The organism is Pedobacter punctiformis (genome assembly GCF_027213715.1).
Classification (GTDB): Bacteria; Bacteroidota; Bacteroidia; order Sphingobacteriales; family Sphingobacteriaceae; genus Pedobacter; species Pedobacter punctiformis.
This window is the reverse complement of the sequence record NZ_JAPWGM010000007.1, coordinates 89,088-110,588: the sequence shown is the minus strand read 5'-3', so window position 1 is coordinate 110,588 and position 21,501 is coordinate 89,088. Positions and strand designations below refer to the sequence as shown.

General features: G+C 35.7%; 23 protein-coding genes. 7 read left to right on the top strand and 16 right to left on the bottom strand.

Annotated features, from left to right (window positions below; genetic code table 11):
- Positions 1-96 precede the first annotated feature (96 nt).
- Both O0955_RS17525 and O0955_RS17520 read left to right on the top strand, forming a co-directional pair.
- Positions 97-1,020: a GLPGLI family protein gene (locus O0955_RS17525; protein ID WP_269428861.1), complete on the top strand. Its 924-nt coding sequence runs from the start codon at positions 97-99 to the stop codon at positions 1,018-1,020.
- The gene (locus O0955_RS17520) at positions 1,017-3,680 is read left to right on the top strand and encodes a TonB-dependent receptor (RefSeq protein ID WP_269428860.1); all 2,664 of its coding nucleotides are present in this window, start codon (positions 1,017-1,019) and stop codon (positions 3,678-3,680) included. The genes O0955_RS17525 and O0955_RS17520 overlap by 4 nt, the downstream gene beginning before the upstream one ends.
- A 413-nt stretch (positions 3,681-4,093) precedes the next feature.
- On the opposite strand, the gene O0955_RS17515 is transcribed toward O0955_RS17520, so the two are convergent.
- From O0955_RS17515 to O0955_RS17495, 5 genes are all read right to left on the bottom strand, one after another.
- Positions 4,094-4,279 (bottom strand): VOC family protein, encoded by a 186-nt coding sequence (locus O0955_RS17515; protein WP_269428859.1) that lies wholly within the window; start codon positions 4,277-4,279, stop codon positions 4,094-4,096.
- A 12-nt stretch (positions 4,280-4,291) separates the two neighbouring features.
- Complete coding sequence (locus O0955_RS17510; protein WP_269428858.1) at positions 4,292-5,740, bottom strand: M56 family metallopeptidase; 1,449 nt, start codon at positions 5,738-5,740, stop codon at positions 4,292-4,294.
- Between the two features lie 4 nt (positions 5,741-5,744).
- A complete protein-coding gene (locus O0955_RS17505) occupies positions 5,745-6,107 on the bottom strand; it encodes a BlaI/MecI/CopY family transcriptional regulator (protein WP_269428857.1) in 363 nt (120 codons plus the stop codon).
- A gap of 120 nt (positions 6,108-6,227) precedes the next feature.
- On the bottom strand, positions 6,228-6,728 hold the full coding sequence (locus tag O0955_RS17500) for a hypothetical protein (protein WP_269428856.1): 501 nt from the start codon (positions 6,726-6,728) through the stop codon (positions 6,228-6,230).
- 53 nt (positions 6,729-6,781) lie between these two features.
- Complete coding sequence (locus O0955_RS17495) at positions 6,782-8,173, bottom strand: dicarboxylate/amino acid:cation symporter (RefSeq protein WP_269428855.1); 1,392 nt, start codon at positions 8,171-8,173, stop codon at positions 6,782-6,784.
- 160 nt (positions 8,174-8,333) lie between these two features.
- On the opposite strand from O0955_RS17495, the gene O0955_RS17490 reads away from it, so the two are divergent.
- Genes O0955_RS17490 through O0955_RS17480 form a run of 3 tightly spaced genes read left to right on the top strand, consistent with a single transcriptional unit; the run spans position 8,334 to position 9,996 of the window.
- Positions 8,334-8,831 (top strand): RNA polymerase sigma factor, encoded by a 498-nt coding sequence (locus tag O0955_RS17490; RefSeq protein WP_039476083.1) that lies wholly within the window; start codon positions 8,334-8,336, stop codon positions 8,829-8,831.
- A complete protein-coding gene (locus O0955_RS17485) occupies positions 8,818-9,417 on the top strand; it encodes a hypothetical protein (protein ID WP_269428854.1) in 600 nt (199 codons plus the stop codon). Before O0955_RS17490 ends, O0955_RS17485 begins: the two co-directional genes overlap by 14 nt.
- Positions 9,418-9,450: 33 nt before the next feature.
- Complete coding sequence (locus tag O0955_RS17480) at positions 9,451-9,996, top strand: DUF922 domain-containing protein (RefSeq protein WP_269428853.1); 546 nt, start codon at positions 9,451-9,453, stop codon at positions 9,994-9,996.
- Between the two features lie 5 nt (positions 9,997-10,001).
- Here O0955_RS17480 and O0955_RS17475 read toward each other — a convergent pair whose 3' ends face one another.
- The 8 genes from O0955_RS17475 to O0955_RS17440 form a co-directional block, all read right to left on the bottom strand.
- The gene (locus O0955_RS17475) at positions 10,002-10,370 is read right to left on the bottom strand and encodes a diacylglycerol kinase family protein (protein WP_269428852.1); all 369 of its coding nucleotides are present in this window, start codon (positions 10,368-10,370) and stop codon (positions 10,002-10,004) included.
- A gap of 34 nt (positions 10,371-10,404) precedes the next feature.
- Positions 10,405-11,010, bottom strand: coding sequence for a hypothetical protein (locus tag O0955_RS17470; RefSeq protein WP_269428851.1), 606 nt, complete (start codon positions 11,008-11,010; stop codon positions 10,405-10,407).
- A 60-nt stretch (positions 11,011-11,070) separates the two neighbouring features.
- On the bottom strand, positions 11,071-12,981 hold the full coding sequence (locus tag O0955_RS17465; RefSeq protein ID WP_269428850.1) for a beta-N-acetylhexosaminidase: 1,911 nt from the start codon (positions 12,979-12,981) through the stop codon (positions 11,071-11,073).
- A 129-nt stretch (positions 12,982-13,110) separates the two neighbouring features.
- Positions 13,111-13,677 (bottom strand): putative glycolipid-binding domain-containing protein, encoded by a 567-nt coding sequence (locus O0955_RS17460; protein ID WP_269428849.1) that lies wholly within the window; start codon positions 13,675-13,677, stop codon positions 13,111-13,113.
- Between the two features lie 118 nt (positions 13,678-13,795).
- Positions 13,796-14,752: a thioredoxin-disulfide reductase gene (gene trxB, locus O0955_RS17455; RefSeq protein WP_131537387.1), complete on the bottom strand. Its 957-nt coding sequence runs from the start codon at positions 14,750-14,752 to the stop codon at positions 13,796-13,798.
- A gap of 117 nt (positions 14,753-14,869) precedes the next feature.
- Positions 14,870-16,033 carry a dipeptidase gene (locus O0955_RS17450; RefSeq protein WP_269428848.1) on the bottom strand — a complete coding sequence of 388 codons (1,164 nt, stop codon included), beginning with the start codon at positions 16,031-16,033 and terminating at the stop codon, positions 14,870-14,872.
- A 76-nt stretch (positions 16,034-16,109) separates the two neighbouring features.
- Positions 16,110-16,655 carry a hypothetical protein gene (locus tag O0955_RS17445; protein ID WP_269428847.1) on the bottom strand — a complete coding sequence of 182 codons (546 nt, stop codon included), beginning with the start codon at positions 16,653-16,655 and terminating at the stop codon, positions 16,110-16,112.
- A 27-nt stretch (positions 16,656-16,682) separates the two neighbouring features.
- On the bottom strand, positions 16,683-18,311 hold the full coding sequence (locus O0955_RS17440) for an acyl-CoA carboxylase subunit beta (RefSeq protein WP_269428846.1): 1,629 nt from the start codon (positions 18,309-18,311) through the stop codon (positions 16,683-16,685).
- A gap of 152 nt (positions 18,312-18,463) precedes the next feature.
- Here O0955_RS17440 and O0955_RS17435 point away from each other — a divergent pair, with 152 nt between their 5' ends.
- Positions 18,464-18,907 carry a DUF2721 domain-containing protein gene (locus tag O0955_RS17435; protein WP_269428845.1) on the top strand — a complete coding sequence of 148 codons (444 nt, stop codon included), beginning with the start codon at positions 18,464-18,466 and terminating at the stop codon, positions 18,905-18,907.
- A 2-nt stretch (positions 18,908-18,909) separates the two neighbouring features.
- Positions 18,910-19,371, top strand: coding sequence for an iron chaperone (locus tag O0955_RS17430; protein WP_269428844.1), 462 nt, complete (start codon positions 18,910-18,912; stop codon positions 19,369-19,371).
- Positions 19,372-19,622: 251 nt separating this feature from the next.
- Here O0955_RS17430 and O0955_RS17425 read toward each other — a convergent pair whose 3' ends face one another.
- From O0955_RS17425 to O0955_RS17415, 3 genes are all read right to left on the bottom strand, one after another.
- The gene (locus tag O0955_RS17425; protein ID WP_269428843.1) at positions 19,623-20,180 is read right to left on the bottom strand and encodes a hypothetical protein; all 558 of its coding nucleotides are present in this window, start codon (positions 20,178-20,180) and stop codon (positions 19,623-19,625) included.
- 189 nt (positions 20,181-20,369) lie between these two features.
- Positions 20,370-20,831, bottom strand: a complete 462-nt coding sequence (locus tag O0955_RS17420) for a MaoC family dehydratase (protein ID WP_269428842.1) — start codon at positions 20,829-20,831, stop codon at positions 20,370-20,372.
- Positions 20,832-20,907: 76 nt separating this feature from the next.
- Positions 20,908-21,501 carry an LOG family protein gene (locus O0955_RS17415; protein ID WP_269428841.1) on the bottom strand — a complete coding sequence of 198 codons (594 nt, stop codon included), beginning with the start codon at positions 21,499-21,501 and terminating at the stop codon, positions 20,908-20,910.

Genomic DNA, 21,501 nt, shown 5'->3' with positions numbered 1-21,501 from the left:
ACTCCTCTTTGTTAAAAATTGTTAAATTTTAGCTTTCTTATTACGAATATTTCGTAGTTTTACGAAAACTAAATAGACAACTTAAACTCAATAATTATGAAACGTATTTCTTTAAGCTGCTGCGCAGCAATGATTGCAATATCAACATTTGCACAAAACCCTGATAAAGCCCTGGCCAGGGTGAGGTACACATTTAGTCATATCGAAGACACCACCCAAAGAGATAAGCCCCGCACAGAAAACATGTTATTAATTACCGGAAATAATGCCTCGGTATACACCAGCTACGATAAGATTAACCAAAGTGCCAACATGCAAAAACAAATTCAGGAGCAAGTAAAAGCGCAGGCCGGAAGTGGCATGCAAAACATTAAAATAGAATCCAGATCGACCAAACCTATTTCGCAGGTTGACTACTTCTTTTTTGCCAATGAGCATAAAATGATTACTAAAGAACGTCTTTTCAACAATTATTTAGTAGAAGAACCAGCTGAAACCATAAACTGGAAAATAGCCAAAGATACTATGAGTTTTTCTGGTATACACTGCCAAAAAGCAACTGCATACTTTAAAGGCAGAAACTGGATTGCCTGGTTCGCTACTGAAATTCCTTTTCAAAGCGGTCCGTGGAAACTTAATGGTTTGCCTGGTCTGATTGTAGAAGCTTACGATGAAAAAAAAGAAGTTCAGTTTCAGTTTGCTGGTTTAGATAAAGTAACAGAAGCAGAGACGGTTAAAGATGAAAAGGGAGAACTTTCGGGCATGAGCATAAAAATTGTAGGTCTCGAAACTGATAATTATTTAGGTAGTGAAATTAAGCTCCCGGCTAATGCCATTAAAACCACCCGCAAAGAGCTGGACAAACTAAAAGAAGCCAGAGATAAAGATCCACAAGGTTTTATGCAGGCGCAAATGGCTGCAAACGGCATCAACGGTTCTTTTAAAAGCAGTACAGTAAGGGCTCCCGGTTCTGTTAAAATAGCGATTAACAATCCGATCGAATTACCTGAGAAAAAATGAGAAAGCTATATATTTTAATGGTTTTCTCACTTCTGAGCATGGCTACGGCCTCTGCTCAGAAGCAAATTAAAGGAAAAGTTAAAGATAGCAATGGTAAAGGTATTGAATCTGCGAATGTAAATCTGAAAGATCTTGAAGGCAACCTCATCAATTTTACAAGGAGCAATTCGAAAGGCGAATTTACCATCCAACTGAAAAGTGATGAGGTGATTGGTTATAGTATTGAAGCCTCCAGTATTGGGTATAAAAGATCGGCTTTTAAAATTACTGACCTCAATAACCTTCCTGAAATTGTATTGCAAGGCAGCGAAACCAACCTGGAAACGGTTACCGTCAAAAACAGGCCTTCATTATCCTCCAATGGTGATACTTTAAACTACAGACCTTCGGATTTTGCAGATAAACAAGATCGCAGTATTGGCGATGTGTTAAAGAAAATGCCGGGTGTTGAAGTGGCTGAAGATGGTAAAATAAGCTATAATGGAAAGTCGATTTCATCTTTATATGTAGATGGAGATAATTTGCTTGATGACAAATATAATATTGGCACTAAAAGCATCCCTAAAGACGCGGTAGATAAAGTGCAGGTTATTCAAAATGATCAGCCTGTTAAAATGCTTCGCAAAAACAATACAAGCGATGACGTTGCTTTAAATTTAGTTTTAAAAGATGAAGCTAAACTCAAAGTAATGGGTGATGCAACTGCAGGCGCAGGAACACCTGATCGGTTTGATGAAAATTTAACGGCCATGCTATTCAATAAAAAACTAAAATTCATCAATAATATAAAGGGAAATAATATTGGCGTTGATCCAGGTATTGATTTAACGTCTCATAATTTATCCGATTACCTTAAAAAGCTGGATAACGATAAACCGAATGGATTACTTTCAACCGGAGCAGCAGGCGTTCCTTCTTTACCGCAAAGCAGGTATCTTTTTAATAAAGCAGGGTTAATTAACCTCAATAATCTTTATAAATTTAATGCTGACCTTCAATTAAGGGCAAACCTTTACTATTTGTACGATGAAAGGAAGCAACAGTACAACAAGTTTTCAGAAACTTACCTGCCGGGACAAACGATCAGGTATACAGAATTTCAAAATAATGAAATTAATCCGCAAAAATTACGCGGTCAGTTTAACCTGAATGGTAATGCAGATAAATATTACCTAAATAATAATCTGGTTGTAGATTATATTCCTTTTAAAACCACATCAAGCGTTAACATTAATGGCACTCCAGCGAATCAATTGCTTAAACAACAAACACTGGATCTTTCCAATGAGTTTAATTTCCGCAGAAAGCTGAAGTCTGAAAATATAATCAACTTGTATTCTTATTTAAACAGAACTACGCAACCAGAAGAATTAAACATTATGCCGGGTTTAAATGCCGATATTCTGAATAATGGTATTCCGTATGCAGGATTAAATCAATACCTGAGTTTACCCACCTGGTACACCAACAACTATTTTTCTTTTGCATTGGTTAAAAACAGATTTACACAAACGTATAAGGCGGGTTTTAATGTACAAAGTCAGGAGTTGAATTCATCATTATACCGCATTCAGAACAATCAGGATAGAGAACTGGTTTCTGCAAATGCAGTTAATGACCTGACCTGGTTAAAAACAAAGTTTTATACTGAAGCATCTTATGATTATACAGGAGAGAAAATAAAAGCAGGTGTGAGTTTGCCTTTAAGTTACAACAGGATTAACTATGATGATCCTTCAAATGCCCTGAATAAAAATTTGAACAGGGTATTTCTTAACCCATCTTTTAATTTTAAGTACCAAACCGGAATAGAAAATTATGTGACGGCGAATTATTCTTTTAAAAATGATTTAGGTGGCATTGATGACGTTTACCGGGGTACCGTTTTGAAAAATTACCGTTCACTTTTTGCAAATGATGCCCCTATTTCCGAAAGCAAGTCGCATAGCATTAATGCGGGATTTAACTTCAGAAAAGCAATGCAGATGTTTTTCTTTAATTTAAATGCCAACTACACCAACACACAGCTCAATACCATTTCATCTTATACTTTAAATAATAACATTCAGCAAAGAGTGGTGTTGCCAATGGCTAACCGGATTAAAAGTTTGTTTTTTAATGCCAATGCAAGCAAATATCTTTTTGCTTTAAAAAGTACCGTAACTGCGGGCATCAGTTTTTCACAAAATGATTATCAGCAATTACAAAACAACGATCTTTTGCCCATCACTTCCCAAAGCATTTCTTATAAAGCAGGCATTGAAGCAAGACTGGCCAGTTTTATAACCTGGTCTTACAATGCAAGCTATGCGGTGACCGATAATAAAGCAAAAGTAGAGAACAGTATTAAAACCAATTTTCAGCAATTGAGACAACAGTCTACTTTATCTTTTACTACTTTTAAAAACGTCTTTGTTAATCTGTCAGCCGAACATTTGTTTACACACCAATCGTCACAGCCCAATTTAAAATATTTGTTTGCTGATGCGAATATTAAATACAAGCTGGAAAAAATGAAGACTGATTTAGAATTTGGTTTAACCAATTTAACAAACATCAAAACTTTCGATGCTGTTTACTTATCAGCCAATTCTTTAACTTCAGGAAGCTATTTAATTCCGGGGCGTGTAGCCATGCTGAAAGCAAGGTTTAACTTTTAATAAACCTAAAGCCATTTTAATTAAATCCTTATGTCAGCTTGTCGAAGACCTTTGCTTAAATACTTCGACAAGGATGACAAACTGTTAAACAATAAAATTTATTTGGAAAGCAGGGTTCCGGGCACATCGGTTATGCAAGTCCTGCCATACGCTTTACGCTCCCGGAAATCGGGATCGTGTTCGCTCCTGTCAGGTTTAATTTAATCAGGTTTACCGTTGTAAACTAAACCCGACAGCAACGATTCTGATTTTTCATCAGAAATAGTGAATGGCGGGACTATTTCTGCAAATAACCACCAACATTCATTTCCTGATCATAGTAAAAATAATTTATCTATAGTCCTTCGACAGGGTCAGGACGAAAAAATATTAAAGATTATTTAAATGAAATTTAAACAGTTTCTTAACCAATGTTATCTTTTTTCAAAAATAATCTCATATTTAATCCCTTCTAAATCTTTAAAGAAAAGTGCGTAATAGCTTTCCTTTGATTTACGATTAATATCAAAGCCCAAAATAGGCATAAGTTGATCGTAAAAAAGTTCTGCTATTTTTAAATCCTGTACAGTAATTTGAATATGGTCAATTATTGGAATCATCCTTAATAAGAATTAATTCTGTTTAGTCACAATTTTCACTTCGCCCTTTCCATTAAGAGATATCCCTGAAATTAAATCAGAAGATAATTTTTGCATTTCTTCTTTTGTTAATTTCCTGCCATTTAGAAAATAAGCCACATTTTTCGATGCGCCTAAGCTGTCCACTGAAACTTTAATTTCTCCTGTGGCCGTGTTGGAGAAAGTTTTAAATTCTCTGGACATTTCTTTTTGCTCACCTGTCCCTTTATGTTCTATGATGGTAATGTTTTTAATCTGAGCATTTTTAGTGTTACCATCCGAATCTGTAAAAGTAAAAGAGCTTAAAAAATTTGTTGTTTTAATCTTATTTTGAGGTAATTTTTCTGCTTTGCTACTATCACTTTTTAGAAAAATACGGAGAAATTTATTCGTAGAGTCATTTGTCCTAAAGGTTTGGTGCATCACCATTACGATCTTTTTCAAAGTATCCTTTTCTACCCGATTATTTGCAACAGGTTTCCTTTTTTGTACAGCTGTTCTTTGCGTTAAAACGACTTTCTCATTAGATGGTGTTTTTGTTTCTGGTAAAACCCGGTTAACCAATATGGAAAGTGGAGTTAGTTTCTTTTGAATATCCTTCTTATTTACTGTAAAAGCCAGTGTTATAGCCAGAATAGGTAAAGCAAGCAAATATCTGGTTAAATTTAACGATGAAGACTTTTTAGTGTTCATCATTTTAATTCTTTTTTTAAGATCAGATAGATTAAAGTTATTCACAATAGCTACTGATGGTTCTAAATTACCCACATCAAGTAGACTATACTGATAAGCCTTTTTATCAATTCCTCTTTTTAATATTTTAGCATCGGTTATAAACTCAATATTCTCTCTAACCGCTTTTTTCATTAGCCAAACGCCGGGGTTAAACCAGTAAAAAACCACACAAATTTCGGCTAAAATAATATCCAGCGTGTGCCATTCTTCAACATGCACTTTTTCATGCTCGAGGATATTACGCAGATCTTGTTTTTTATGAATCAGCGGATTAATATAAATCGTTTGCCAAAAACTGAACGGGCTTACCTCATCATTTAAAATCCTCACTTTGTGCTGTTCCAAATTTCCGGGCACTGAATTTTTGTGCATCCTGTGAAGAGATATAAATTGAATGGCGAGTCTTAGGGCCATAAACACAACACCAGCATAAAATAAAACACCTAATATTTGCCAATAAAAAGTCATGCCATCCTGTTGGATAAATTGGTTATTAAGTTTGGGTACAAACGCCTGAACCGATTGATGTCTGTTAAAAAATTCCGTTAAATTTATAAATGGATAAATGGATGAAAACAGGATGCCGAACATCAAAAACATCCGGTTTATAGAATAAAATGTTAAACGCCTTAAAACAAGATAATAGGTTGCTGCAAAAAGAATCAGAACCAGGTTTATTTTAAACAGCAGAATAAAGAAATGTGGCATGGCATTACTTTTCAGGGTTTTCGATCAGGTTAATAATCTCTTTTAATTCTTCGGCACTTATCTTTTTATCTTTCGCAAAAAATGCAACCAGTTCTTTGTAAGAGCTTTGGAAATAATTATTTACAAAACCACTCATAAAGCGTTTTTTATAGTCAACCTCTTTTACTTTGGCACTGTAGCGGTTTGCATTGGCAAACTTTTCACTTGCCAGGTACCCTTTTCGCTCCAGATTCTTTATTGTTGAGGCCAGTGTAGTGTAAGGCGGTTTTGGCTCAGGCAATACGTCCATAAAATCCTTAATAAAGCCCTTACCTATTTGCCAAACGGCAAGCATAGCTTCTTCTTCCTGCAATGTTAATTTCTCCATTTAATTACGAATATATCGTAAATATACGAAATTCCCTTAACAAGAAAAAGACTTTATTAAAATACTATAAGTTAGCATTTTAATAAAGTCTTTTGTATTTAAACAGTAAGTTTTTGGAAACTATTTTCCGCTTCTTTTTTCTGCCTGATTTATGGTTTCTTCTATCACTTTTCGCATTTGCATAGCAGCATCAAGCAATTTTGGATTACCGTTAAAATCACTATAAATAACAACGTGTTTAGACTTTTCTTTATAATTAAATTGCAAATCATAACGGGGTATCGACATTGATTTGGTGCTTTTAACTCCAATGGTATCCGGAAAATTCCAAAGACCTAATTCATTTGCTTTACTGTGAATGTAAAGAATATCATCACTTTTCAGAAAAATGGTCTTTTTAACTAAAGAATCATGATTGTTTACATATTGATAATGACCATCTTTAGAATTGTATTGATTTTCCAAAGTATCTTTAATTCCCCATTGGTATTGCATGGAAACAAAATCGGCCTTACGAAAAGGGGCATTTTGTATAATGGGCTTGTAATAAATATAACAGTAAATAATCATCGGAACGATGATGGAAAGCGCTAAAAATATCTTTTTTCCTTTATTTGACACTGGTTTAAATTATTGAATTTTAACTAATTAATTATTGAATTGTGAAGATCAGTTTAAGCTGCGCTTTCAGCTACCGGTTTAAGTTCTCCCTCCCATTTACTAACTACAGCGGTTGCAATGCTATTACCTACCACATTAGTTGCTGAACGGCCCATATCTAATAAAGGGTCTATACCGATTAACAAGGCCAAACCTGCTTCGGGAATATTAAATGAAGCAATAGTACCGGCAATAACCACTAAAGATGCTCTTGGAACCCCGGCAATACCCTTACTGGTTAACATTAAAATTAACAGCATTGAAATTTGTTGCTCAAAGCTTAAATGAATGCCGTAGGCTTGTGCAATAAACAAAGAAGCAAAGGTCATATACATCATTGAACCATCCAGGTTAAATGAATAACCTAAGGGCAATACAAAACTTACAATTTTATCTTTACAGCCAAAGCGCTCTAAAAGCATCATCGTTTTTGGATATGCGGCCTCGCTGCTTGCAGTACTAAAAGCCAAAATAGCAGGTTCTTTCATATCACTAACCAAGCCGAAAATCCGTTTCTTAAGGACTAAAAAGCCTAAGAAAATTAAGATGGCCCAAAGGATAGCTAGCCCTAAATAAAACTCACCAATAAAAATGGCATAGGTATTTAATACATTTAATCCTTGCTTGGCAATAATGGCTGTCATGGCTCCAAAAACAGCCAATGGAGCAAAATTCATTACATAACCTGTCATTTTTAAAATAACGTGGGCAATGGCATCAAAAGCTTTAATAACAATTGTTCCGGCAGGACCAATAGCAGCTGTAGCTACGCCAAAAAACAGGGAGAACACCACAATTTGCAAAATTTCATTGTTTGCCATCGATTCGGCAATACTTTTTGGAAATACGTGTGCTATAAAGTCTTTAACGCTCACAGCAGCCTTCTGGATTCCTGTATTTACTAAATGATCCGGTAGCGGTAATTTCATGTGTTTTCCCGGCTCAAACCAGTTCACTAAAATCATTCCTAAAACGAGAGACATTAAAGACATAGCCAAAAACCACCCCAGTGTTTTCATCCCGATACGGCCAACCGCTTTTATATCCCCTACTTTAGCCACACCTACAACCAGCGTTGTAAATACCAAAGGTGCAACGATCATTTTAATTAAACGAAGAAAAATATCACTTAAAAGCGTAAAGTATTCCAGCTTTTTTTCACGGATTTCTTCATTATCCTTTTTAATTTTTGCGTTTACTTTTCGTTCGGCTTTCAATTGCGCAAACTGCGTGCTTGTTGTATCGGTTGTTTTAGCGATACTAACTTCTATATTTTTAACTTTTGCATCTGCTGTAAGGATCTTCTGGTTATAAACATCAATAGAATTAACATTTAGAATATAGCCCAGCGCAATACCCGCGATCAATGCAATAAAAATAAATAACGTGAGTTTGTTTTTCTTCATTAATAAAATAGTATTTGGCTTTTTTAATTTGGTAAAACTACGATATTTACGGCGTGTAACAAATTTTGATTTATACAGCAGTTTAAATTGACTTAAATTTTTACGTAAGCTGTAACAAAAAGCCTTACTCAACATCTAAAAAGCAATTATTATCCCTTAAATGGAACAAAAAGACAAGTTATTTAAGCAAATCTTCGATTCGAATTCCAAAAAGATTTTCCATTTATGTTATGGTTACACAGGCGATACAGATGCTGCAAACGATCTCCTTCAAGAAACATTTTTAAAAGTTTGGCAAAATCTGGATAAGTTCAGAAACAAATCTTTAATCTCTACCTGGATTTACCGTATTGCAGTAAACACCTGTTTAACCTACCTCCGCTCGGAAAAAAGACAGGCGAAGGATGAATTAACTGATAATATAATAGAGAATAAAGTAGAAGAATTTTCAGAGAAAAATGAGCAGGTTGCATTACTTTACAAGTGCATTTCTAAACTGGAAGAAAACGATCGTTTAATTATTACCATGGTACTTGATGAGTTACCATACCATGAAATTGCAGACATTTCGGGAATCAGCGAAGGCAATTTAAGGGTTAAAATCCATCGTATTAAACAAAAATTAACAGAACTATATAGCCAGTATGCAAGCGTTTGATCAAATACAGGAGTTGTGGCAGAAGCACGAGGTAGAAGTTAAAGTTTCTGCTGATGAAATGCTGCAACAAGCTAAAAAAGAGGTAAATGGTTTAAAGTTAAAATCTGCTTTAAACATCATAGGAATGCTTGCATCATTTATTGCAATGGCTTCTTTATGGATTTTTATGCATTTCGAATCCTGGACCACACATGTCGGCATCACCATTATCATTTCAATTGTTGGCATTTACACCATGATCCTTTACCGCGATTACCGTTTAATTGCTAAAACTGATTTTACGGCACATCCACAGGAATATTTAAACAATCTAAAAACCTATCAATTAAACAGATACAAGCTTTACAACTCCCTTTATTGGTTCTATACCATTGCTTTATCCCTAGGTATTATATTTTATTTTATAGAAATTCTTAATTATTTAAGCACTTTACAAAAGGCAATGGCTATTCTTTTAACTTTTGGCTGGATTTTGTTTTGCTCAACTATTTTAAGAAAGGCTGTAATTAAAAGAGAAAAGGAAAGGATTTCATTACTGATCGAAAAGTTTGAACGCATCAGCGGACAAATTTCTACACCTGAATAAATTTCGGCATGGTTTTTTCATTGTACAAAATCAATGAAAAAACTACTTATTGCATTTTTTATTTTCGCTTTTCCAATCATTGCACTTTGCCAGAGTTTTACCCAACCTGTTCAACTCAACTGGGAAACTTATTATAAGGGCAAACCAACACCTGGCTCTCCGTTTTATGCCCTTACTGCGATGACCTGGCACTACAGCTACGAATCTACTGTTTACCGCAATAAAGTTGTTATTAAACTTAAAAATGAAGTTAATATTGATAAAGGCAGATCGTGGGTAAGGTGGGACAAAATTCAAAATGAAAGCATCAGAGCCAGTTTGCTTCACCATGAACAGGGCCATGTCAATATCCAGTTTATTTTATTAATGGAGGCTGATCGTGTTTTAAAAAACAGAACTTATTCTGTCCAAAATTATAAAGCCGAAATCGCTGAAATGGCTAACAGCATCAGTGATTTTTATGACACCATGCAAAAAAATTATGATGAAGAAACCGAGCATGGCAGTAATCATAAAATGCAGGCCAGATGGGATGATATTATTCAGGAGAAAATGGAGGAAGCAACGGCAAATCAGTAATACGTTTAAAAAAGCTTCGGAATAAAAATAAAACAACCCACCGCTAAAGCTAAAATTACCGCTATTAGAACAGCTGCTGCTGCTAAATCCTTAACGATTTTAATTTTAGGATGAATATCTGTTGAAACCAGATCTGCCAGTTTCTCAACGGAGGTATTCAGAATTTCGGCAATTAATACCGCAGCAATTACTGATAAAATGGCAATCCATTCAAATGTAGAAAGATGCAGGTAAAAAGATAGTGCTATAGCAACTACCGCAGCAACCAAATGAATACGACCGTTATGTTCTGAAATAAAAAACAGCCTTAAACCATTAAAAGCATAACTAAAGCTTTTGATTCTTTCCCTGATAGAAAAAGGCTTATTTTTCATCTGACAAACATAAGAATTTAGGAACTTAATTAACTTATTCCTTTATTTCAGTTGTAGAAAAACTATTTCCGCTTAATTTATATTGATAGGTTTTCGTAATCTTCTTTGTACTGTCTGCTCCATCAATTACCGGGAAAGACCGGAATAAATCGCCATTTTTGATGAAAAATTTGTCATTCCCCTCATAGCCTTTCTTTTGGTTTGAAGTTAAAGATGGAAAACTTATTTTGTTAAAATCTCCACCGGCGTATTCATAAACATTAAGATCGGAAACTGTTTTTTTGCTTAACAGTTGAACATAAAATTCGGGGTTTCCATCATTATCTAAGTCCATGTTCCAGAAATCCGTGAGTATACCTTTTCTTTCTACAGCAAGCGATTTATAATTATTTTTTACAGAATCCGACATTAAAATCTGATAACCACCAAGCGAGTCTGCTCCTTTCCCCCACGAAACAAGTTCAAAGTTCAGCCCCGGCTTTACCTCAATATCTTTATAAAATGGAAATGGATTTTTAACCGCTTTAGTAATTTCTTGTTTAACTTCTTTTACGGTTTCGTTTTCCTGCGTGCATGCAAAACAAAACAGCACCCCCGCCATAAGCAAAAGATGCTGTAAAGTATATTTTTTATAATTCATTCTTTTAGGGCAATTGTTTACACTAAAATACGAATTTTAGCTTTTTAAAGCAAGATATTTTTATTTCTTAGCTTCTGTTTTTACTTCAGGAGCACCGTTATTAAGTACTGTTTCTGTTACTACACTTCTTCTTCCGCTTGGTACAATAACAATCGTTTTTAACACTCTTTTTTCGCCTTGCGGAACGGTTAATTTAATTGGTGCATTGTAAAGGAGCGCATTCTCTGACGGTCTTGATTCATCAATTGAATAATAAATTTTACCGCCTTGAACAGGCACCTTTAAATCAACCGTAAAATCGCCACCGGTTAAAGTTTTATCACTTTGTCCGATTGGTGTTGGAACCCAGAAATTAACATTCATTTTATCTAAACGAGACAAATGAACAGGCAAACGATCTTCCTGGAAATTTTTTAAATCTTTACGGGCAACTGGTGTCCATGCAATTTCAGCCAAAGCCAATAATCTAGGGAAAGCATGGTTTTCAACTTTAGCTGTGGTTCTGATGTATTCAGACCATAAATTTGCCTGCACGCCTGTTACGAATTTTGCTTGCTCAGGGGTTAAAACCTTAGGAACCGGATCGTAAGCATAAATTTTTGTATAAGGGGCTAAACCACCAATAGTTACAGGCTCATCAGGTGAGTTTGATTGTTTATGATCAATGTATAAACCCATTGAACCCGGTGTCATAATTACATCGTGATTTTGCTGAGCCGCGGCAATACCACCTTCTTCACCTCTCCAGCTCATTACTGTAGCATTTGGAGCCAAACCACCTTCTAAAATTTCGTCCCACCCAATAATCGAACGGCCTTTTCCATTGATGTATTTTTCAATTGTGCTGATGAAATAGCTTTGAAGTTCGTGCTCGTCTTTTAATCCTTTTTCTTTCATTAAAGCCTGGCAGAATGAAGATTCTTTCCAGTAAGTTTTAGGACATTCATCACCACCGATGTGGATATATTTTGAAGGAAAAATAGCGATTACCTCATTCAAAACATTTTCTAAAAAGGTAAAGGTATTTTGATTCGGTACAAAAACGTCATCAAAAACGCCCCACGTTTGTTGTACTTGTTTACCATTTCTGCTACCAGACCACGGCGTATTCTTCGCAACATAAGTATCGCGATCAGGAAAACAGCTTAAATCAGGATAGGCGGCAATTGCTGCAGAGGCATGACCTGGCAATTCAATTTCAGGAATAACAGTAATGTATTTGTCCGCAGCGTATTTAACAACTTCTTTGGCTTCATCCTGAGTATAAAAACCTCTTTCTGTTTTCAGGTCGTTACCAATACCTGGATGGTGCCCGATAATCGTTCCATTTCTGGATGAACCAACTGAAGTTAATTTAGGATATTTCTTAATTTCAATTCTCCAGCCCTGATCATCAGTTAAGTGCCAGTGAAAAGTATTGATTTTATAGTAAGCTAACTGATCGATATATTTTTTAATGAATGATACCGGAAAAAAGTTTCTGGCTACATCCAGCATTGTTCCACGATATTTAAAACGGGGATAATCATTAATATCTACCGCAGGAATGGTTATTTTTTCGGCTACTTTATCAGGCATCATCTGCATAGCAGACTGCACTGCATAAAACAACCCTGCACCCTTACCGGTTAAAATAATCTGGTTAAGTGTAACTTTAATGGTATAACCTTCGGCGGGTAATTTATCAGCTCCTGCTGAAGTTAATAAAATTGATTTTTGCTTAGGCTGTGCTGTTTTAGCATCTCTCAATGAATAACCGGCTTTGGTTACAATAAAAGCATTTAATAAATCAGCCATTTTAGCTCCATCGGGGCCTTCGTTAATCAATACAACTGTTTTATCTAATGTAAAACTGCCGGTGTTTTTAGTAATGGAAACCGGGGCTGGAATAATACCGAAATTGGGATCGTTTTGCGCAAAAACGGACGTGCTGAGTAAGGCACAGAACAGAACTGAAAAAAATTTGTTCATGGTTAGATTTTTGTGTTGTTTTAGGGTTTAAATTGTATCTAAGATAAAGATAAAGCAAACAGCTTAATTACCACATTTTCGTTACACATCTACGCAAACGTTTGCGTAAAGCTCTTTTGCTCATATTGTTTAATCATTCGCTTTTTCCGTGTAAATCCTTTCAAAAAGATCCGGGTAATGAATTACAAAGCCATCATCATCTACTGGTAAATCAGCAGTAAAATCTTTTAATACACCTTCATATTTAAACAATCCAGGTTTTAACAAACTGTAATACTGGATCACTTTTCTGATTTCAAATTCTGGCAGTTTAAAATAAACGACTTCAATACGGGTTCGGTTTTTAAGCTTTTCTCCCAGTCTATTTATGGGCAAAGTATTGGTAAACGGGGTTAAAGAAATATCTATATCATTACAACCATTAAATTCGGGACAATGTTTATTGTTTTCATTGTACCAGTTTCCGTTTAAATCGGTTGACAGGAACACCCGCTTTTTCTCGTCTGTTAAAGACTGAATCTCTATATCCTTAACCTTCCAGTCTTTGCTGATGTTGATTTTATACCGGATGCAAAAAGGTTGATGATCATCCATTCCGTTAACAAATCCAATGGCCGTATATCCATTTTCAGTAGCATTAAACAGGAAATTTTCGATAGAGTCCTGCCCTTTCCAGATGAGTTGAATCTTTTTCATATTACAAAGTAACTTTTAATTGCCTTAAATGGTTTTAACGCTTCGGGTAATATTCGCACCTATAAAAAAGGCTTCCTGAAATTACTCAGAAAGCCTTTTAAATTTTATTAAATCAGAACTAAGCTTCTACCGGATGCTCTTTTGCAGCCAGGAAGCGTTCAGCATCAAGGGCGGCCATACAGCCTGAGCCTGCAGCTGTTACCGCTTGTCTATAGTACATATCCTGTACATCACCACAGGCAAAAACACCTTCTATATTGGTTAAAGTTGATCCCGGTTTAGTTAAAAGATACCCGGTTTCATCCATATCTAGTTGTCCTTTAAAAATATCAGTATTTGGTTTGTGTCCAATTGCAACAAAGAAACCTTCAACAGGAATGTCAGTTTCTACACCTGTTTTATTGTTCAATACTTTAACAGCCGTAACATTTTTACCGTTACCTAAAATTTCCTGTGTTTCGGTATTGTAGTGTACTTCTATGTTTGGCGTAGCCAAAACACGGCTAACCATTGCTTTAGAGGCTCTAAATTCATCTCTGCGAACCAATAAATGAACTTTACTGCAAAGTTTAGCTAAATAAGTAGCTTCTTCTGCAGCCGTATCTCCGGCTCCAACAATAGCAACATCTTGTCCTTTAAAGAAAAAACCATCACAAACTGCACAGGCCGAAACACCAAAACCATTATATTGTTGCTCGCTAGGTAATCCTAACCATTTAGCCGTAGCACCTGTTGCAATAATAACCGTATCTGCAGTAATGGTTTTAATTTCGTCGACGACAACCTTGTGAGGTGTTGATGAAAAATCTACTGAACTCACATAACCAAAACGGATATCCGTACCAAAACGTTCTGCCTGTTTTCTAAAATCTTCCATCATTTCAGGTCCCATAATTCCTTGCGGATAACCCGGAAAATTTTCTACATCTGTAGTTTGCGTTAACTGACCACCGGCTTGCATACCCGTGTACATAATTGGTTTTAAATCTGCCCTCGCTGCATAAATTGCAGCAGTATAACCTGCAGGACCCGAACCTATAATTAAACACTGAACGTGTTCGTTTTCTTGTGACATTATATTTGTGTATTGAAATGTATTACCTGAATACAAAGATAATTCTTTAAACAATTATGGACAAGGCCGCATTGTCAACATAGTTTACTTATTAACATTGTGTAAATCTGCAGCAGCTTATTTTCCTTTACTGGCCTTAATTACCCTGATTACGTTTCCACCAAGAATTTTATCGATGTCCTTTTCGCTGTATCCATTTTTAACCAGTTCTTCGGTAATTTTAGGGTAATCGGCGACGCTGTTTAAGCCCATAGGAAAAGATTCTGCCCCATCAAAATCAGCGCCCAACCCTACGTAATCTATTCCAGCCAGTTTTACGATATAATTAATGTGTTCAATTAATAAAGAAACAGGTGGACGAAGTGTCTCCAATTCAAATTGATGGCTGGCAATTAAAGAATCAACTGCAGCAGCCTTGCCATATTTACCGGCAAGCAATTTTAAGTCGTTTTCATATTTTTTAAAAAAAGCGTTTTGTTTAGTGTTATAAGTAGAATCCAGAAAACCACTGTAAAAATTAAGGCAGATTACACCTTTATTTTTAGCTACTGCTTTAATCTGATCATCTTTTAAATTTCTGGGAACCGGATTTAAGGCATAAGCACAACTGTGTGAAACAATAATTGGTTTCGACGAGGTTTTGATGGCATCATAAAAAGTTTTTTCTCCAACATGAGATAAATCGACCAAAACACCCAATTTATTCAGCCGTTTTACCACTTCGCGACCAAAATCATTCAAACCTGCGTTTTCAGGCTTTACTTTTCCTGACGTCTCTTCGGCGGCAGAACTTGCCCAAGGGGTACTATTATTCCAGGTTAACGTTAGATAAGCCATTCCACGTTTAGCCAAACTATCAATATTATCCAGGCGATTATCAATCATGTGGCCACCTTCTACACCAATCATTGCTGCAAGTTTTTGGTTTTTAACCGCTTGCTCTAATTCTTCTCCCGTCCTAACCAGTTGAATGCGGTTTGGATAACGTTTAATTAAATTATACAAGGTGTCAATTTCCCTGTTGGCAAAGGCAAACCCACCGGTTTCATCACACCAAATCGAGAAAAACTGAACATCCAGTCCACCCTGTTTAGCCCTGACCAAATCAAAATTTCCTTTGGCTTGTAATTTACCAATATCAAAACCAGTTTTAAGTTGAGCATAAAAAACATCTCCGTGGGTATCAATAACGATTGCCTTTTGATGAATATCATTAGTAGATTGTGCGTAAGCACCAATTTTAAGCAGCAGAAGCAGAATAAGGATGTTAAAGTTTTTCATAAAATGAAATTAAGCATTTACCGGTACTTAACAGGAAAACACTTAATTTTTATAAAACTTTATTGAAAATTGTTACTTAATCGAGTTGTTGGTTTACGCCTGCATTTAATAACCAATCGGACTGAGATCTTGCTGCCCCGGTAATTACAGCTTTTTTAGCTATTTTTTCCTGCGCATTTTTAATCGAATTGCTGATCATATTATTTTCAATCATTTCATCCGCTCCCATTCCCATTTTCCTCATCATTTCAACAATGCGTTCGCCACCAAACGATTGAAAAAAAGGTTCTGATAATGAAGACAGAACAACGATTTCATCTTTCCCTAATTCAGTTGCTTTTCTTTGTTCTTCGCTTCCCAAAGGGTGGTGTTCTACAAAAATAAGTGGTCTGTCCGCTTGTGAAAAATTCACATAACCGGCCAGGTAAACTCGCTCTTCCAAATGGTTTGCACGAAAATAAGCCTGAAGTTTGTTTTTAGTTTCTTCAAACCAGGCTATAAACAATACGTTGGGATCAGATTTTTTAAACTCCAGGCAAGCCCGAAATTTAGCTTCATCCGATATCCAAATTTTATCGGCTACTTTTACGCCTTTATTTTTTTTACTGAATAATCCGAACATTGCGATTAAATTATCTAATTAAAAAGATCAGGTTTGAATAACGCCTACACTAAATTGCTTTTTAATCGGCGATTGATTTGCCGCTTCTATACCCATCGAAATAACTTTACGGGTTTCCAAAGGATCAATTATACCATCAACCCAAAGCCTTGATGCTGCGTAATAAGGTGTGGTTTGACTATCGTAACGGTCTGTAATTTCTTTAAGCAATTCATCTTTTTTCTCAGGTGTAATTACTTCGCCCTTTGCTTTTAATGAGGCTTCCTGGATTTGTAAAAGTGTTTTTGCGGCTTGAGCGCCACCCATAACGGCGATTTTTGCAGTTGGCCAGGCATAAATTAAACGAGGATCGTAGGCTTTACCACACATGGCATAATTACCAGCGCCATAAGAATTTCCGATTACAATGGTAAACTTCGGCACTACTGAATTGGCTACGGCATTTACCATTTTAGCACCATCTTTAATAATGCCTCCCTGCTCTGATCTGCTTCCAACCATAAAACCAGTTACATCCTGTAAAAACACCAAAGGAATTTTCTTTTGATTGCAATTCATAATAAAACGGGCTGCTTTATCAGCACTATCTGAATAAATTACACCTCCAAATTGCATTTCACCTTTTTTAGACTTCACAACTTTACGCTGATTGGCCACAATGCCAACGGCCCAACCATCAATGCGGCCTAAACCACAAATAATGCTTTGACCATATCCTTTTTTATATTCTTCAAACTCAGACTGATCTACAATCCTGTTAATAATATCCATCATATCGTATGGCTTCTCTCTGTTCTCTGGAAATAAACCATACAATTCTTCCTCTTTTTCTTTCGGTAGCTCAGGTTTAATGCGATCAAAACCTGCATCCTCAGGTTTCCCCAGCATACTCATGATGTTACGGATGCTGTCCAGACAAGCCTGATCATTAGGCTGCTTGTAATCAGTAACTCCCGAAATTTCGCAATGGGTTGTGGCTCCGCCCAAAGTTTCATTATCTACATCTTCACCAATTGCTGATTTGACCAGGTAAGATCCAGCCAGAAAAACAGAGCCTGTTCCTTCTACAATCATTGCCTCATCACTCATAATGGGTAAATACGCTCCGCCTGCAACACAGGCGCCCATAATGGCTGAGATTTGAACAATACCTTCGGAAGACATGATCGCATTATTTCTAAACATGCGGCCAAAATGTTCTTTATCCGGAAAAATTTCATCCTGCATAGGTAAATATACCCCTGCACTATCAACCAGGTAAATGACCGGCAAACGGTTTTCCATTGCAATTTCCTGCGCACGAAGGTTTTTCTTAGCCGTCATCGGGAACCATGCTCCAGCTTTTACGGTAGCGTCATTGGCTACAATCATACATTGCCTTCCGCTTACATAGCCAATACCGCATACTACCCCAGCTGATGGACAACCACCTTGCGCTGCATACATACCATCAGCTGTAAATGCACCAACTTCTAAAAAATTCGATCCTTTATCAATCAGGTAATCAATACGTTCTCGGGCAAGCAGTTTACCCTTTTCTTTTTGTTTGGCTGCATTTTTTTCGCCTCCGCCTAAATATATTTTCTTAAGCCTGGTTTTAAGTTCATAAACCAATTGCTTATTTACATCTTCATTTTTATTGAATTCGATATTCATGGAGGCAATTTAAATTTAATTTTATAAAAAGTGTATTAACCATTTTGGTTTCCGGTCTACTTACTACCTGATACCCATTTTATCATGATAAAAATGTACTTTCTTTATCGCTATAATCCCGTTTAAAACAATATTTTTGGTAAATATTAAATATGGAATTAACCGTAAACATCCCGGCATTATTATTTCCGGCCATTAGCTTAATTATGCTGGCTTACACCAATCGCTTTTTGGCACTGGCTACGCTGGTAAGAAATTTAAAAACCAAATATGAAGATGGGGATAAAAATGCAGGACTGCACAAACAGATAAAAAACCTGCGCTATCGGCTAAGGTTAATTAAAAATATGCAGGCTTTTGGTGTATTGAGTTTTGCCAGCTGTTTATTTTGTATGTTTTTTATTTATTTGGAGCTGCCCCTTACGGCCGAAATTCTTTTTGCACTGAGCTTGATCTTTTTTATGATTTCCCTTATTATTTCTTTAATTGAAATTCAGATCAGCACTACAGCTTTAGAACTGGAGCTAAGTACGCTTGAGGAATTGGATAATCCCTCGATTGTAAGTAGATTTAAAAAGAAATTTGAAAAAGAATAAGTATGCAGATATTTGTAAATACTGTTGATGAATATATCGCAAGCATTCCTGAAGACCGCAAAGAGGCGGTTTCAAAACTTCGCAAAACTTTATTAGAAAACCTGCCTGAAGGTTTTGAAGAAAGAACATCGTATGGTATGATTGGTTATGTTGTGCCTCACAGCCTGTATCCAAACGGCTATCATTGCACACCAGAGCAACCTTTACCTTTTATGAATGTCGCTTCACAAAAGAATTTTATTGCTTTATACCATATGGGGCTTTATTCTTCTCCGGATTTACTGGAATGGTTTAAAACAGAATATCCTAAACATTGCAAGTATAAATTAGACATGGGGAAAGGGTGTGTAAGATTTAAAAAAACTGATGACATTCCTTATGAGCTAATTGCAGAATTGACAAGAAAAATTAGTTTGCAAGATTGGATAACCCAATATGAAAGTATGATTAAAGGGAGAAAATAATCTCCTTCTATCTATACAGTAAGGTATTAAAGTTTGTTTAACCTTTATGTAAAGCCAAACCACTATTCTACGTTAAGCTTTTAAACCGGCATGGTCAATTTTTCGGTAAGCACTAACCAAGCACCTCAGTTACTTTAATAGAAAAATTGCAAGCCGGCGCTTTTGTTTCTTTTGGTGTCAAAAGAAAATAAGCCCATCTGGAAAAGACAAGAAAGATTAAGCAATTAATTTTCTTAAAAATCTAAATTTCACTATTTATAAACGATGCCATTAATTTTAACCTCTTTCCACTCATCAGCCCAACCTTTTCCTTTAATGTACTTTTCGGTATGCTTACTTCCTTTTAAGTTAGGATGATAAACCATATCAAATTCAAATACCATATCAGAATCTGTTTTGCTAACCACTTTTACCTGATAATCATTTTCTGTTTTATCATTTAAAGTATAAAAGATATCTCCTAATTTTGCATTAAAACTGGCTTTTACATAAACTTTTTTAGGTTCATCAATGTAACCTTCTACCAGTCTGTTTTGCTCATCAATCCGGTAATAGTTGGTACTGGTTGCATCGCCACCAACTAAAGAATAAAATTTATAATAAAGCTTACCATCTATCCGGAGCGTATCCTGTATTTCGGTATAAGATGTAGCCGACATTTTCCAGTAGTTACCTACCTGCATAGGCAAAAAAGAATCGGGAAGGTTTTTATGAGCAGCCATATTTTTGCATGATGCAGACATTAAAAACGTGAATAAAAATGAACCAACAATAAGACTAAGAGCAGTAAGCTTTAAATTATTTTTCATATTGGCAAAGGTTTTAGGTAAAACGCAGCAATATAGGTAAACGCTACAGGATGAACGTTATACCATCAATAAAGTTTTAACTGTATCCCTATTTATAATTGCATAAAAAAGCAGAAAACTAAATTAAAGCCATTGTAAGCCGTTAATTAATTTTCTGCCAAACAATATAATCAGGTTTATAATCCTTATTTAGGAAATAAAGTGATATAAAAATACAACTTCACCCGTAAAGGCGGATTTCTTTTGGTCTTCAATTTCCATCTCAATACCCATATTTACTTTAGTTACGCCCCGTAAGTTAATAATAGAAGCCAGTTTAGCTCTTAACCTAACTTTACTGTTAACGGTTACCGCCTGTGCAAATCTTAAATTTTCTATGCCGTAATTAATTTCCATTTTAAGGTTGCGGATATCTACAATTTCTTTCCATAAAAAAGGAATTAATGATAAAGTTAAATAGCCGTGTGCAATGGTTGATTTAAATGGTCCTTCATTTTGAGCCCGCTCTTCATCAACATGAATCCATTGATGATCTAATGTGGCGTCGGCAAATTTGTTAATTTGTTCCTGCGTAATGGTGTGCCAGGAAGAAAGGCCTAATTCCTTGCCAAGGTATTGTTCAAATTCTGCGTGGTTGGAAATGATTTGCATTGTATAAAGTTAAAGCGGTTTTAAAATTTGTTGCTTTATGTATTGTTAATTGTATAAGTATAGGTTAAAATTCCTGTTAGATCAAATTTCTTTCTCTGAACCAAACTTCATCGGGTGTTGCGGAAAAATTATCCATCTTATCGATCAGTATTTCAGCATCAGCTTCATTAAAAACCAGGTCTCTGTTTGCAGGCTTTAAAAATTTGCTTTGTACCATCATTTCCATTTGCGCAAATAAAGGATCATAAAATCCATTTACATTTAATACACCAATGGGTTTGTTGTGCAGGCCAAGCTGTAGCCAGGTTAACACTTCAAAAAATTCTTCGAGTGTACCGAATCCTCCCGGTAAAATTACGAATCCATCACTCAAATCGGCCATTTTTTGTTTACGCTGATGCATATTTTCGGTAACGATCATCTCTGTTACCTCTTTATGCCCAACTTCCTTATCCATCAAAAATTGTGGAATAACGCCGGTAACCAATCCGTTTAATTCTAAAACGTCGTTTGCTAAAACACCCATTACCCCTACGCTACCACCACCATAAACCAAACGGATATTTTGTTTAACCAGCGTTTGCGCTAATTTTTTGATTGCACTTCTCAGCGTTGCATCGCCATTAAAGTTTGAACCACAATATACACAAACTGATTTAAGCTTATTCAT